The organism is Nonomuraea sp. NPDC005730 (assembly GCF_040630865.1).
Lineage (GTDB): Bacteria > Actinomycetota > Actinomycetes > Streptosporangiales > Streptosporangiaceae > Nonomuraea.
Genome location: NZ_JBEXYK010000044.1, coordinates 73,808 through 88,157, shown reverse-complemented (window position 1 = coordinate 88,157; position 14,350 = coordinate 73,808). Strand labels below are relative to the sequence as shown.

15 protein-coding genes are annotated in these 14,350 nt (G+C 68.8%); 10 read left to right on the top strand and 5 right to left on the bottom strand.

Features of this window, described 5'->3' with window-relative positions; all coding sequences use genetic code 11:
- Positions 1-684 precede the first annotated feature (684 nt).
- The gene (locus ABZ444_RS35655) at positions 685-1,035 is read left to right on the top strand and encodes a hypothetical protein (RefSeq protein ID WP_358006864.1); all 351 of its coding nucleotides are present in this window, start codon (positions 685-687) and stop codon (positions 1,033-1,035) included.
- A gap of 542 nt (positions 1,036-1,577) precedes the next feature.
- Positions 1,578-1,952, top strand: coding sequence for a hypothetical protein (locus ABZ444_RS35650; RefSeq protein WP_357987400.1), 375 nt, complete (start codon positions 1,578-1,580; stop codon positions 1,950-1,952).
- Between the two features lie 400 nt (positions 1,953-2,352).
- Here the strand turns inward: ABZ444_RS35650 and ABZ444_RS35645 are convergent, their stop codons facing one another.
- From ABZ444_RS35645 to ABZ444_RS35630, 4 genes are all read right to left on the bottom strand, one after another.
- Entirely contained in the window at positions 2,353-2,664 is a 312-nt protein-coding gene (locus tag ABZ444_RS35645; RefSeq protein ID WP_358006861.1) for a hypothetical protein, read from the bottom strand.
- 367 nt (positions 2,665-3,031) lie between these two features.
- Positions 3,032-3,394, bottom strand: a complete 363-nt coding sequence (locus ABZ444_RS35640; protein ID WP_358006858.1) for a hypothetical protein — start codon at positions 3,392-3,394, stop codon at positions 3,032-3,034.
- A gap of 863 nt (positions 3,395-4,257) precedes the next feature.
- Positions 4,258-4,404: a hypothetical protein gene (locus tag ABZ444_RS35635; RefSeq protein WP_358006855.1), complete on the bottom strand. Its 147-nt coding sequence runs from the start codon at positions 4,402-4,404 to the stop codon at positions 4,258-4,260.
- 381 nt (positions 4,405-4,785) lie between these two features.
- On the bottom strand, positions 4,786-5,703 hold the full coding sequence (locus ABZ444_RS35630; RefSeq protein WP_358006852.1) for a Ku protein: 918 nt from the start codon (positions 5,701-5,703) through the stop codon (positions 4,786-4,788).
- Positions 5,704-5,784: 81 nt separating this feature from the next.
- Here ABZ444_RS35630 and ligD (ABZ444_RS35625) point away from each other — a divergent pair, with 81 nt between their 5' ends.
- From ligD (ABZ444_RS35625) to ABZ444_RS35605, 5 genes are all read left to right on the top strand, one after another.
- Positions 5,785-6,666 carry a non-homologous end-joining DNA ligase gene (ligD, locus tag ABZ444_RS35625; RefSeq protein WP_358006849.1) on the top strand — a complete coding sequence of 294 codons (882 nt, stop codon included), beginning with the start codon at positions 5,785-5,787 and terminating at the stop codon, positions 6,664-6,666.
- Positions 6,663-7,538, top strand: coding sequence for a non-homologous end-joining DNA ligase (ligD, locus tag ABZ444_RS35620; RefSeq protein WP_358006846.1), 876 nt, complete (start codon positions 6,663-6,665; stop codon positions 7,536-7,538). The genes ligD (ABZ444_RS35625) and ligD (ABZ444_RS35620) overlap by 4 nt, the downstream gene beginning before the upstream one ends.
- A gap of 43 nt (positions 7,539-7,581) precedes the next feature.
- The gene (locus ABZ444_RS35615) at positions 7,582-7,791 is read left to right on the top strand and encodes a hypothetical protein (protein ID WP_358006843.1); all 210 of its coding nucleotides are present in this window, start codon (positions 7,582-7,584) and stop codon (positions 7,789-7,791) included.
- Positions 7,792-7,899: 108 nt separating this feature from the next.
- Complete coding sequence (locus ABZ444_RS35610; protein ID WP_352319259.1) at positions 7,900-8,520, top strand: TetR/AcrR family transcriptional regulator; 621 nt, start codon at positions 7,900-7,902, stop codon at positions 8,518-8,520.
- A 91-nt stretch (positions 8,521-8,611) separates the two neighbouring features.
- Positions 8,612-8,842 (top strand): DUF3107 domain-containing protein, encoded by a 231-nt coding sequence (locus ABZ444_RS35605; protein ID WP_352319257.1) that lies wholly within the window; start codon positions 8,612-8,614, stop codon positions 8,840-8,842.
- A gap of 509 nt (positions 8,843-9,351) precedes the next feature.
- Here the strand turns inward: ABZ444_RS35605 and ABZ444_RS35600 are convergent.
- Entirely contained in the window at positions 9,352-10,005 is a 654-nt protein-coding gene (locus ABZ444_RS35600; RefSeq protein WP_358006840.1) for a ferritin-like fold-containing protein, read from the bottom strand.
- 350 nt (positions 10,006-10,355) lie between these two features.
- On the opposite strand from ABZ444_RS35600, the gene ABZ444_RS35595 reads away from it, so the two are divergent.
- From ABZ444_RS35595 to ABZ444_RS35585, 3 genes are all read left to right on the top strand, one after another.
- A complete protein-coding gene (locus ABZ444_RS35595) occupies positions 10,356-12,203 on the top strand; it encodes a DEAD/DEAH box helicase (protein ID WP_358006837.1) in 1,848 nt (615 codons plus the stop codon).
- 334 nt (positions 12,204-12,537) lie between these two features.
- Positions 12,538-13,428: an alpha/beta hydrolase gene (locus tag ABZ444_RS35590; protein ID WP_357974263.1), complete on the top strand. Its 891-nt coding sequence runs from the start codon at positions 12,538-12,540 to the stop codon at positions 13,426-13,428.
- Positions 13,429-13,441: 13 nt separating this feature from the next.
- Positions 13,442-14,347 carry an oxygenase MpaB family protein gene (locus tag ABZ444_RS35585; RefSeq protein WP_358006834.1) on the top strand — a complete coding sequence of 302 codons (906 nt, stop codon included), beginning with the start codon at positions 13,442-13,444 and terminating at the stop codon, positions 14,345-14,347.
- The last annotated feature ends 3 nt before the right edge of the window (positions 14,348-14,350 follow it).

Sequence of the window (14,350 nt, the reverse complement as noted above, 5' to 3'; positions counted from 1 at the left end):
CGGTATGGCCCGCCGTCTCACCCGCACGGGCCCCGCTCGGCGGCAGGCCAGAATCGTCTGCGACTAACGAAGATCGCCGATCTCAAACACTCACTAAGGGATCTCATGGCGGCTTAAGTGTGCGGCAAAAGCTGCCGATCACCGTTTATCGGGGTCCGCACGGGTAAGCATCAGAAGCGGATACAGTACGCGACTTGCCGAACACTCTCCGTGAGCGGCCGGAAAGTTATCGTCACTGAAATCCACCGGGGGAAGCGTCATGCCATTCCCCGGACGATCCCGACGACAGAATCGTCCAGCATTTCTCATGTCTGGCGCCCCGGCGTGACACGGCGAGCATTTTCGGCGAGCCATTGTCACGCGCACGGCCGCCGCCTCTCCGGCGTATATGGCCATGTCGTCATTCCATGAGAAAAGCTCGGACGGAACTGCCGGAACCCGATGTGATGGGCACTCCGTCATATGCACATAATCGGACATATCATGGCATTTCATTCGATAGAGCTGTAATGCAAGCAATAAGATTGCTAATGCATAGCAAAATAGGGCCACTCCTGTTTGCTGTAGCTCTGTCTCGGAAATGACATTTCACGGATGGCTCATCAGCTAGTCGTTCAAGACCTGGTTCCCGGGCTCTCGGGAACGTCGAGAACGGGGCAACCAATCCTTTAGGGGGAAAACGCAATGCCCAAGCTCAAGAGTGTTATCGCAGGTCTCGCTGTCAGCACGGCGCTGACCGGCGGCGTGGTCAGCCTGGGCGCGACGACCACCGCCAACGCCAGCACCAACAACCTCACCACCCCGACGACCCTCAGCTGGGGCGATGGGGACGGCCACGGCTGGGGGCACCGTCGCCACCACCGCTGCAACAGGAACCGCCACGGCTGGGGCGGCGGCTGGGGCGGCGGCGGCTGGGGCTGGGGCGGCGGCGGCTGGGGTGGCGGCTGGCGCCGGCACCACCGCGGTGGCGGCGTCTGCGTCAAGATCTTCAACGAGAACACGAACGACAACACTGACACCAACACCGAGAACTAAAGGTGGGTTGCGCCCGGCGGAATGCCTGGCGCAACTCACCGACCAAACCGTGAGCTGATGGCGCGGGAATGGTGCCCGTATTCCATGGATGGTCGCTCTTCACGGCGAAGTGAACTCGACCGGCGAGTACTGGGCTTTCGGGAGGGTCCGCACCCGGACATTGCGGGCCCGCCCGGGACTCCTTTCTCTTCTGTCTCCGCGGCAATTCCCGGTGAGGGCTCCGCTGGCTTCAATGCCGGCGGAGCCCTCATTACGTTCTCCCTCGGCACCGGATCCGCACGCGTTTCTCTCTGCCCAAGTAGTCCGAAATGTCCGATTATGCACCATGATGCTCCATAGTGTCGGACAAGAGAAGACAATGCCCGTTTGTGAGGCATTCGGTGGGATATATCCCCGGCATGGATGTTCGCTAGCGGGCATCCACGCCACTCCACAGATATCTGGAAAGGCTCAGATTTCGCGGAGTGTCGAGTACGGGGCAATCAATCCTTTTAGGGGGAAACACAATGCCCAAGCTCAAAAGTGTTATCGCAGGGCTCGCCATGAGCACCGCGCTGACCGGCGGTGTGGTCGGCGTGGGCGCGGCGACGACCGCCTCCGGCGCCAACGCCGCCAGCGCCACCGGCGCGGCCACCGCGGCCACCCTGGCCGGCTGCTTCCGCGAGACCCGGTGCGGCTGGGGCGGCTGGGGCCGCAACTGGGGCAACCGCTGGGGCGGCGGCTGCCACCGCCGCTGTGGCGGCGGCTGGGGCTGGGGCCGCGGCGGCGGCTGGGGCTGGGGTCGCGGCGGCGGCTGGGGCTGGCGTCGTAACAACGCTCCCCGGGTCCGCGTCGTCATCCACAACTCGAACCGCAACTTCAACCACAACAACAACAACGTCCAGCGGCACGACGAGCACGAGCACCACGACAACTAGGCAGGAGTCCCACCCAGGGTGAGCCCGCTCAGCGAGAGCTCGCCCGAGAGGTGAGACCACGCCGACACGGAGGAGTGCCCGCATCCGGCCGACCCCGCTCCCGATGGAGAGTGGGGATCGCCCCCCGGATGCGGGCACTCAACGTGTCCGCCACCCCCACCCCGCCTCGGCCGGCCCGCCCCCCTCGGGACGTCCAAGGCGGTCCGTCGTCAGGGTTGTCCAGGTCGTCAGGTTGTCGTCGTCCGTCGCTCCCCGAGAAGTCCGTCCGGAGAAACAGGTGGAACGAGTGAGTGCCCGCATTCCTGGAGGAGCTCGTTCTCGACGGGGAACGAGGGTCCGGTGGAATGCAGGCACCCGGTTGTGTGGGATCGTGGATCGCGCCCAGGTTCAGAGCCCTTGGTCAGCGTCCGTACTCGTAAGGGCGGACCTGGTAGTGGGTGTTCCCCGCGACCGCGTTCCGGTTCCGGTTCCGGTTGACGATGATGATGCGGATCCGGGGGAACCGGTGGTGGCGCCAGTTACGCCCGCCCCAGCCGCCGCCGCACCACGAGCGACGGAAGCAGCCGGACAGTGTGGTGGTGGTCGCCGCGGTGGTGACGTTGGTGGCCGCGTCGGCGCTGGTGGCCGTGGTCGCCGCACCGAGGCCGATCACCCCGCCGCTCAGCGCCGTGCTCATGGCGAGGCCGGCGATAACACTCTTGAGCTTGGGCATTGCGTTTCCTCCTGAAGGTTTGGATGCCCCGTTTATCGACGCTTCCGGATTCCCAGGAAACGACGTGGATGGTATGGCTTGCCTGGCCTGCCACCCATGACCTTGATATATCCCCATGAATAGCCAGCAAACCGCAATTGTCCACTTTTGCCGGTAGGCACAGATTCGCATGGCGAGTCGTACACAAACGCAAGTGAGGGCTCCCCGGCCGATGCCGATGGAGCCCTCACCAGAATTTCCGCAGGGACGGAGAGAATGAATCCCCCGACGCGCTGGGCCGGAATTCAGACCATTGTCCGAGCCCGGTACTCGGTGGTCGAATTCAGCGCGACGCCGCCTTCATGAGGATGACGGTCCGCCCTCGACGTCAGTCGTCGTCGTGGTCGCGGTCGTGGTCGCGGACCGTCGGCTTCGTGACCTCCCGCTCCGTCACCCGGTTGCGGTTGAAGTTGCGGTTGTGGATGGTGACCTTCACCTTGCCCACGCGGTTGTTGTGGTGACGGCGCCAGCCCCAGCCGCCGCCCCAGCCGCCCCAGTTGTTGCCCCAGCCCCAGCCACCGCACCGGGACCTGCGGAAGCAGCCGGCCTGGAAGCTGGTGGACGTGACGACACCGGCGCTGGTGGCAGCGTCGGCGCTGGTCGCGGTGGTCGCCGCACCCAGTCCGACAAGACCGCCGCCCATGGCCGTGCTGACGGCGAGGCCTGCGAAGATACTCTTGAGCTTGGGCATTGCGTTTCCCCCTAAAGGATTGGTTGCCCCGTTCTCAACGCTCCCCGGTTGCCAGGGAACTGCCCTGGACGACTTCTGATGAGCCATCCGTGAAATGTCATTTCCTGGACGCGGGCATGGCAACACAGAACCGCCGCCTTTTTGCTATGCATTAACAGCCTTATTGCTTGGATTAAACATTTATTGACTGATATGCCATGATATGTCCGAATCTATCATGATCGCCCGGACCGGCCATCTGCCCGAGTCGCCGCCGTGCCCGGCATCTCGGCACTTCACTCCGATCCACCAAGAGGTGGTCGCATCCACCCGATTCAGCCCAGGCAATTAGTCCCGCTTATTGCGCTTTGAAGACAATGTCCCCTATATGCCTAATAACCGAATTGCCCCCCTGAGAGAGCACGTCCGTCCGCGCACACCAACCCGCCCACCCCAGAAGAACCCCCGCCCCTTCCCGGGCCGCCCGAACGCCCCCATACCGCCCGGCACTCACGCGGCCGCGCCAGCCACCCGAGCCGCATCTCCCGCACTCCCCAGGCGCCTGCACACCGGCCGGCCGCCTCCAAGCCACACCTTCATCCCAAGGGCGCCTCTCGTCTCGACAGCCCGCGCCTACACACCGCCCACCCTGCGCGTGCCTTCTCTGCACGCCCCCATCCCAGTTCCACACGCTCTGGGCGCGCCTCTCCGGTTGCGACGGCTCGCGCGCCTTCATACCGTCCCGTCCTGGCGAGGGCTTCTCACCCCCGCCCCACCCGAGCGGCAGCCTCCACATCAACCCCGGGGCGGCCCTCCCGCCAGGCGGGTGGCTCGTCCCCGACCCGAATCCTGCTCGATCCACCTCGCCGGGCCGCCCTCGCCTCTCACCAGCCGCCCGCCCACCGCTGAGGCGGGCGCGAGGAGACAGGGGCGTCCATGAACCCCGAGCGGCTGCCGTCGAGCGGCAGAGTCGTCCTGGTCACCGGCGGTTCGATCGCGGCGTCGGCGATCAGCCACACCGCTTCGGCCATGCGGGCAGGCGGTGTCCCTACGTCGCCGCAATGCCGTCGTCGATGTCGGGGAAGGGGAAGGGGGCGCCCGCGACCTGGGGCGCATGGCATCGGTGGGCCATCGACGTGAAACCGTCGCACGGCCCTTCCGGCGTCCAGAGGGTCGTCAACACGATGGCGACGGGCAGGCCGGTGACGAGGGCGGTACCGAGGCCCGCCAGGAGAGCGGCCGTCCTCGACATCGACGGCAGGCCCCCGGCCTGCGGCCAGGGCGGGGAAGCGGCCGTACTCGACAGACCCGCAGGACGGAGAAACGGCCGTACTCGACAGTCCGGCAGGAGGGAGAAACGGCCGTGCTGGACAGTCCGCTGCCTGCACCGGGACGGCGGGGGAACGGATCGGCTAAGCGGACTTGCGTGCCTTGCGCTTCGGCGGAGCCTTCTCCTCCTCCTTGTCCTCCTCGGCCTTGTCCTCCTCGGCCCCCTTCGACGCCTTGGCGGACTTGCCGCCGCCCGCCGCCTTCTTCGGTTTGGCCGGTTCGCCGGTCCGCTCCCGCTTCGCGGCCTCGACGCTGGCGCGCAGGGCGGCCATGAGATCCACCGCCGGCCCCGCCTCTTCCTCCTCCGGCGCCGCGACGACCTCCTTGCCCGCCACCTTCGCTTCGATCACCTGCTGCAACGCCTCGCGGTACGTGTCGTGGTACTCGCTCGGGTCGAAGTCCGACTCCATGGTGGTGATCAGCGACTCGGCCATCTTGAGCTCCTGCGTCCGGACCTCGATGTCCTCCTCCAGGAACTCGAAGTCGGGGGCGCGGATCTCGTCCGGCCACAACATGGTCTCCAGGACGAACACCCCGTCCCGTACGCGCAGGGTGGCCAGCGACTCCCGCTGCCGCAACGCCACCTTGACCACGGCCACCTGTCCCGAGCTCTCCAGGGCGTCACGCAGCAGCACGTACGGCTTCGCGCCCTGCGCATCGGGCTCCAGGTAATACGACTTGGCGAAGTAGATGGGGTCGATCTGCGCAGCCGGGGTGAACTGCAGGACGTCGATCCTGCGCGACGTGCTCAGCGGCAGGTCCTCGAAGTCCTCGTCGGTGAGCACCACCATCTCGCCCGTGGCCAGCTCGTACCCCTTGGCGATGTCCGCGTACGGGACCTCCTCGCCGTCGACCGTGCACACGCGCTTGTAGCGGATCCTGCCGCCGTCGTCCCGGTGGACCTGGTGGAAGCTGACGTCTTTCTGCTCGGTCGCCGAGTAGAGCTTCACGGGGATGGTGACCAGCCCGAAGGAGATCGCACCTTTCCAGATGCTGCGCATGGGCACTCCTCAGCAGTAGCGGGCTCACCATATGGGCACATACCCGTCATGGGGCAACCAATGCCATACCCGATTGAACCAATGCTGGCCGTACCTGGGGAACTACCCTCCGATCGCGACCGGTACGGCCTGGAGGTCAAGTGGGACGGCATCCGCGCGCTCGTGCACCTCGACGGCGTCCTGAGGGTGACGGGACGGCATGGCGTGGAGTACACCCGGCGATACCCCGAAATCTCGGGGTTCGGGGTCAAGAACGCCGTGCTCGACGGCGAGGTCGTGGCGCTGGACCGGCGCGGCAGGCCCAGTTTCGTCCGGCTCCAGCACCGTATGCACCTGACCGACCCGGAACCGGCCGTGCTGGAGCTCTACCCCGTCACGTACATGCCCTTCGACCTGCTCTGCCTGGACGGCAGGCCGCTGTTCGACCTGGCCTACCGCGACCGCCGCGCGCTCCTCGACGAGCTGGACGTCGGCGCACCCCCGTACTTCCCAGGGGACTCCGACCTGCTCGCCGCCACACGGGAGCAGGGTCTGGAGGGCGTGGTGGCCAAGCGCCTCGACTCCCCCTACCGGCCGGGCGTGCGCTCGCCGTGGTGGATCAAGGTCAAGCACCTCAGCACGAGGGACGTCGTGATCGGCGGCTGGAAACCCGGCAAGGGCCGCAGAGCCGGCGGGATCGGCTCGCTCGTCATGGGCGTCTTCACCGGTGAAGGGCTGACGTACGTCGGCCACGTGGGAACCGGGTTCACCGACGCCATCCTGGACGACCTCCAGCAGGTGCTCCAGCCTCTTGAGATCCCGCGCAGCCCGTTCACGAACGCGGTCCCGTGGAGGAATCGGTGGGTTAGGCCCGATCTCGTCGGGGAGGTGGGCTACACGATGTGGACCGACGAGCTGCGGCTGAGACATCCGGTGTGGCGCGGGCTGCGCGCCGACAAGCTCCCCGCGGAGGTGACGCTGTGAAGAAGGTGCCGGTCAGGGTCGACGGGCGCGAGCTGACGCTGAGCAACCTGGACAAGGTGCTCTACCCGGAGATCGGCTTCACCAAGGCCGAGGTCATCGACTACTACAGCCGCGTGGCCCCCGTCCTGCTGCCGCACCTCGCCGGCCGGCCCCTGACCGTCAAGCGGTATCCCAACGGCGTCACCGGCCAGTTCTTCTTCGAGAAGAACGCGCCCGAGCACACGCCCGACTGGGTCAGGAGGGTCAACCTGCCCGCCCCCGGCAGCACCAAGAACCGCGAGAGCATCGACTTCGCCGTCATCGAGGACCTGCCGACGCTCGCCTACTACGCCAACCTGGCCGCGCTTGAGCTGCACGTACCTCAGTGGCGCGTGGACGAGGACGGCGCGGCGCTGCCGCCCGACACGCTCGTGTTCGACCTGGACCCGGGCGCGCCGGCGACCATCGTGGAGTGCTGCCGGGTGGCGCTCACGCTGCGCGAGGTGCTGAAGGGCGAGGGGCTCGACGCCAGGCCCAAGACCAGCGGCAACAAGGGCATGCAGCTCTATGCCGACTGGGACTGCCGCGAGGAGCCCTCCGCGTACGCCAAGAGGCTGGCCCAGGTCCTGGAGAAGGAGCACCCGAAGGAGATCGTCAGCGTCATGGCCAAGAAGGCCAGGCCGGGCAAGGTGTTCATCGACTGGAGCCAGAACAACCCGGCCAAGACCACCGTGGCGCCGTACTCGCTGCGGGCCGGGGAGCGGCCGACGGTCTCGACGCCGCTGCTGTGGAAGGAGGTCGAGGACTGTGAACACCCCGAGGACCTGGTGTTCACCGCCCCTGACGTACTCGCCAGAGTGGAGAAGCACGGCGACCTTTTCGGCCGGGCGTAGTCTGGACCCGTCCACACCAAGAGGGGGACCGAAGATGTCGGAAATGGACACCCGCGGGGACGAAAGCGTCTACGACGAGGAGGAGGAAGAGGAGTTGTCGCCGGAGACGCCCGAGGCCGACGCCGCCGAGCAGCATCGCGAGCTCCGCCAGGACACCGCCGCGGCGCGCCGCGAGCTTCCGCTCGACGCCGACCCGGCCGACGCGGCCGACCAGGACCGCGTCGTGGACTACGACGACGACGACTACCGCTGAGCACGGGCCGCCCGCCAGACCGAGCGCGTATGACGATGACCGCCGAGGTGTCGGCTACCCGCACGTAGGATGTCGGCACAGTTCGCTGAGAGACCAATGGAGACCCGCGTGACCGCAACCCCGGACGCGAAGCCCCGGGGCACCCGGCTGCCCCGACTGGCCCGACGCCGGCAACTGCTGAGCGCCGCGCAGGAAGTGTTCGTGGAGAACGGCTACCACGCGGCCGCCATGGACGAGATCGCCGATCGGGCCGGGGTCAGCAAGCCGGTGCTCTACCAGCACTTCCCCGGCAAGCTGGAGCTCTACCTCGCGCTGCTCGACCTGCACGTCGACGACATGGTCAACCGCTGCCGCGAGGCCCTGGCCTCCACCCACGAGAACAAGCTGCGGGTGCAGGCCACGTTCAGCGCGTTCTTCGACTTCGTCTCCACGCAGGGGGAGGCGTTCCGGCTGGTCTTCGAGTCCGACCTGCGCAACGTCGCGCCGGTGCGCCAGCGGGTGGAGCGGTCCCTGCAGGAGTGCGCCGAGATGGTCAGCGCGGTCATCCAGGAGGACACCGGCTGCACCAGCGACGAGGCCCACCTGCTCGGCGTCGGCCTGGTCGGCATGGCCGAGGTGAGCGCCCGCTACTGGGTCACCGCGCAGGGCTCGATCCCCAAGGACGCGGCCGAGCAGCTCATGGCGCGGCTCGCCTGGCGCGGGATCAGCGGTTTTCCGCGTACGGCATAACCCGTTCGCTGGGCGCGATCATTCACCGCCTCCGGCCCTCCGAGCGGCGACGATGGAACCGAGCGCTAACCCAGTCGACTAGGGAGCCACGATGGAAGTCAAGATCGGCGTACGCTCGGTACACCGCGAACTCGTTGTCGAGACCGACCTCTCCGCCGAGCAGGTCGAAGAGGAGATCAGGAACGCGCTGTCGGTCGATCGCGGCGTCTTCGCCATCACCGACGTCAAGGGCCGGCGCGTGGTCGTGCCGGTGGCCTCGCTCGGTTTCGTCGAGATCGGTGAGGACGAAGCCAGGCCGGTCGGCTTCGGCGGCACCCTCTAACCACCCCACAGGCGGAACAACGAGGGTACGGCCGCAACCAGCCGTACCCTCGCCGGCCCCGCGCGTACGAACCACGCGCGTGCTTCACAGGCCACATGCCTCACTCAGGGACCCTCAGCCTCAGAGATCGCCGAGCTCTCAGGCGTCACACGGCCTCCTGGCCGCAGCTGTCACGGGCCGCATGCCCCACGACCGCCTGGTTGTCCCAGGCGGCAGCCACGGACGTGGTGGCGGTGCTGGTCGGCGTGGTCCCGTCTCGGCTCGTTCGTCGGGCACCCCGCGCTTCCCCTCCGCAACACGACGCGCGAAGTCCAGCGATTCGGCCCACATCTCGTCAAGGAACTGCCGTAGCGGCGCGAGGCCCTCATGCCTGGGACGGTACAACCGTTTCGTACCCTCGCGCCGCCCCACGACCAGACCGGTCTGCTTCAACACCTGGCAGATGCGGCCGAGATCGCGGGCCCGGGTCACCCCAAGGCCGCCCACGTTCGTCGGCCTGCGGTCGAGAGTCAGATGCCGAGGGTGGCCATTCGCTTGTTGTGGGCCTCCGTGAGCGTCGCGAAGAGGCGTGAGATGTCGGGCGTCTCGCCCCCTGCCGCCCTGGCCGACTCCACCAGCAGCAACGCCAGCTCCGGCCGGGCCGTCGCCACCTGCTGCCCCTGGCTGAGCGCCTCGCCGACGAGCCGCCGGGCCCACAGCGCCAGCCGCCCGCCCGCCGTCGGATCGGCCTCGATCCCGGCCCTGACCCGCTCGACGGCGAACTGCGAGCGGGCCTCGTCCACCAGCACCTCGTCCACCAGCTTGACGATCGACGGCTCCAGGTGCCGGGCGGCCTCCCGGTAGAAGTCGAGCGCGATCCCGTCCCCCACGTACGTCTTGACCAGGGCCTGCAGCCAGTCGGCCGGCCGGGTCTGGGCGTGCCAGGCGTCCAGGGCCGTCACGAACGGCGCCATCGCCTCCTCCGGATCGGCCCCCAGCTCGGCCAGGCGGTCGCGCAGCAGGCGGAAGTGGGCGTACTCGGCCACGGCCAGCTCGCTGAGCGCGGCGCGGTCGGCGAGCGAGGGCGCCAGAGTGGCGGCGTCCTCGGTCATCCGGGCGTAGGCGCTGAGCTCGGCGTAAGCTAGAACTCCGAGCAGGTCGACGACTCCAGGAGACTCCTTCATGGAGGCAGCGTACTTCCCGAAATATGCGGGAACATAAGCGAGCTCGGCCAGCGTTGTGGTATCGAGTACACTGCTCTGTGAAAGTGCGACCGCACTGTGTTAGTTCGGGGGATTCCCCCGATAACCCCCGATTCCCCGGGTGCGCGGTCGCTGATGACGCGAGAGGGCTGGCTCTACCGCGAGGACCCACGTAACGGGGGCTGTTTTCCGCCCGTTGGTCCCGGCAGGCCCGCCTTCATTTGAGACTGAGGCAGGCCACGCTGACGACTTTCCGAGACCTCGGAGTCACACCAGAAATCGCCGATGCCCTCGAGACCGAGGGTATCGTCACACCGTTCCCCATCCAGGAGATGGCGCTCCCGCTCGCCCTGAGCGGCCAGGACCTCATCGGCCAGGCGCGCACGGGCACGGGCAAGACCTACGCGTTCGGCATCGCGATGCTCCAGAGCATCGGCAAGCCGCGCAAGAACCGCAAGAAGCCCCGCGGGCTGGTCGTCGTGCCGACCCGCGAGCTGGCCGTCCAGGTCAGTGAGGACCTGGTCACCGCGGCCGGCAAGCTCGGCTCCCGGGTCCTGACCGTCTACGGCGGCCGGGCGTACGAGCCGCAGATCGAGGCGCTCAAGGCCGGCGTCGACGTCATCGTCGGCACCCCGGGCCGCCTGCTCGACCTGGTCAAGCAGAAGCACCTCGACCTCAGCCAGGTCACGTCCCTCGTGCTCGACGAGGCCGACCGGATGATGGACCTGGGCTTCCTGCCCGACATCGAGCGGATCTTCAAGCTGATCCCCGCGGAGCGGCAGACGATGTTGTTCTCGGCCACCATGCCGGGCGAGATCGTCACGCTGTCCCGCAAATACCTCAACCGTCCCACCCACGTACGCGCGGAGATGGAGAGCGGCGAGGGCGAGACCACCCCGCAGGTGCGTCAGATCGTCTGGCGCGCCCACCGGATGGACAAGATCGAGATCGTCGCCCGGCTGCTCCAGGCCGAGGGCCGCGGGCTCACCATGGTCTTCTGCGAGACCAAGCGGGCCTGCGACATGGTCGCCGAGCAGCTCGACACGCGTGGTTTCGCGGTCGCGGCCGTCCACGGCGACCTCGGTCAGGGCCAGCGCGAGCAGGCACTGCGGGCCTTCCGGGCGGGCAAGATCGACGTGCTGGTGGCCACCGACGTGGCGGCCCGCGGCATCGACATCGACGACGTCACCCACGTGGTCAACTACGACTGCCCCTCCGACGACAAGACCTACGTGCACCGCATCGGCCGTACCGGCCGGGCCGGGCGCACGGGCATCTCGGTCACGTTCGTGGAGTGGGAGGAGCTGACCCGCTGGAAGATGATCAACCAGATGCTCGGGCTCGACTTCGCCGAGCCTGAGGAGACCTACTCCACCTCGCCGCACGTCTACACCGAGCTGAACATCCCCGCCGGCACCAAGGGCGTCCTGCCGCACGCGAGCCGTTCGCGTGCCGGGCTGTCCGCGGAGCGCATCGAGGACCTCGGTGAGACCGGCCGGGCCCGCACCCGCGGCGGCAACCGCCGGCGTGAGGAGCGCGAAGAGCGCGAGGAACGCCCGGCCCGCGCCCAGCGCCAGCGTCGCCGCACCCGCGGCGGCAGGGAACTGGCCGAAACCGCACCCGCCGAGACGCCGGAGGTCGAGACCGTGGCCACCAAGACGGAGGAGACTCCCGCCATCTTCACGCCCGACGAGGTCCAGACGGCGGCCGCCGAGCCGAAGCGCACGCGCGTCCGCAGCAGGGGGGCCGCGTCGTCGGCCATCGAGCAGGCGCTGACCGAGACACCGGAGACCCCGGTGAAGCGGACCCGCTCCCGCAAGGCCGACCAGCCCCAGGCCGCGGACACGCGTCCGCGCGAGGAGGCCGCCGAGGCGCCCGCGCGGAACCGTGCGGCCGAGGCCGCTCCCGCCGAGCCGGTCCGGAGCCGTGCGGCCGAGGTCGCGCCCGAGCCGGTCGTGGCGTCCGTGCCGGAGCCGAGCTTCCTGGCCACGCCTCCGCCGCCGGTCCGCCAGGAGCCGGAGCGGATCATCCCGCCGAGCCCGTTCGCGGTGATCTTCCAGTCGCCCGACCTGGCCACGGACGACGATGACATCGCGCCGTCCGCGGCGACCGAGCGCAAGCAGCAGCGCCGCCAGTCCCGTGGCGGTGGCGCTGGCGGCAACCGCCGCCGCGCGGGCTAGCGACAACGGAACAAGGCGCGCACCCCGTTCGCGGGGTGCGCGCCTTTTTCGTCCGTACGGCTCCAGCGCCTCTCGTCCGTACGGCTCCAGCGCCGGGAGGGAGCCGTACGCGCCCCTCGCGGCCTCACGGACGCACCGGCGACAGATACGCCCTCCCGGCGCCGCAGGACCCGAGAGGCCGCCTCAGGGCCCGCCACGAGCCACTGAGGACGCGGACGTCGTCCACCTGCCTCCGGAGCACGAAAGCCGCAAAGCTCACAACTCCCCACAACTCGCCTCAGCGTCGAAGCTTTGCCGGTGTCGAGGCGCTGACCTCTGGGTATTGTTGCCCCACGTGAGTACGCCGCGATTCCTCGACCTGCCACCCGGTGTGACGCCGCAGAAGCTCGAAACGCCCCACGGCGCGTTCGCGGCTCTGGAGGCGCTTCCGGGCAGCGGCGTGGTCGAGCGCTGGCCCGCCCTCCTGGTCCCCGGCCTGACCGGCAGCAAGGAGGACTTCATCGCGGTCCTGATGACCCTGGCCCAGTCCGGCCGCCGGGTGGTGGCCGTCGACCTGCGCGGCCAGTACGAGACGCCGGGCCCCGACGACCCCGCCGCCTACACCTGCGCCGCCCTCGGGGCCGACGTCGACCTGCTGGCCCAGGCCATCGGCGGCGGCGACCCCGTCCACCTGGTGGGCCACTCCTTCGGCGGCCTGGTCGGGCGTGAGGCCGTGATCGACGGGCGCACCCGGTTCGCCTCGTTCACGCTGATGAGCTCGGGCCCGGCGGCCATCGAGGGTCGGCGGGCGCGCAACGGCCGGGAGATCATGGAGGAGATCCCGGCGCTGGGGCTCGAACACCTCTGGCACCACCGGATGGAGCCCGAGGCGCTGGCCGCCGACGTCTCCGACGAGATCATGGCGTTCCTGCGCAAGCGGCTGCTGACCAACTCCCCCACCGGCCTGGCCCGCATGGCCGAGCAGGTCCTGCACGCCCACGACCGCACCGACGAGCTGCGCCAGATCGAGATCCCCACCCTGGTCCTCTACGGCGAGCACGACGACGGCTGGTCACCCGAGACCCAGTCGGAGACGGCCGCCCGGCTCGGCGCCGACTGCGTGGTCGTGCCCGGCGCGGTCCACTCCCCCGCCGTCGAGGCGCCGGAGACGACGGCCGCCGCGCTGGTCAGGTTCTGGAACGCGGCCGAGAAGCACTATTTGGACACAAGGTCCAATGCCATGTAATCATTCACTTACTATGACGGACGAACTCGTCGTCCAGGCGCCGCGGAGCGCGACCTGGCAGGTGCATCTCGACCGTTCGATGTGGGTGGGCGGCGTACGCGGCCTGATGTTGCAGGCGCTGCACCCGCTGGCCATGCTCGGCGTCTGGCAGAGCTCCACCTTCCAGGACGACCCCTTCGGCCGCCTGCGCCGCACCGCCGACTTCGTGGGCCGGGTGACGTTCGGCAGCCCGGCGGAGGCCGACGAGATCGGCAGGCGGGTGCGCGGCATCCACAAGGCGCTGCGCATCACCGATCCGCGGACCGGGCGCACGCACCGGGTGGACGATCCGGAGCTGCTGCTGTGGGTCCACTGCGCGGAGGTGTCGTCGTACCTGGAGGTGGCCAGGCGCGGCGGGCTCGGGCTGAACGAGCGGCAGGCCGACCGCTACCTGCGTGAGCAGCGCAGGAGCGCCTCCTACGTCGGACTGCACCCCGAGGACGTGCCGGGCTCGTGCGCCGAGATGGACGCCTACTTCAAGCAGGCCCGGCCCGCCCTGCGGGTGACCGAGGAGGCGGCGGCGACCGTGCGCTTCCTGCTGTGGCCCAGGCTGCCGCGCGAGCTGCGCATGTTGTCGCCGGGCAAACCGGCCTACTTCCCCTTCGGCGCGCTCTGCTACTACACGCTTCCGGAGTGGGCCCGCCGCATGTACGGCGTGCTGCCCGAGGTGCCCCCGGCGACGGTCACCGCGGCGCTGAGGGCGTTCCGGCTGGGCATGAACGCGCTGCCCGAGCCGGTGCACGACCGGGCCTTCATGCCGTCGACGCGGAAGATGCTGGCGGGCGCGCGGGCCCGGCTCGGCGCGGCCGGCTACGACGTGAGCAAGGGGCTCAAGGGCCTGACCGACCCCCGTCGCTGGCCGGCGGCGCGGGCCGCCTGACCG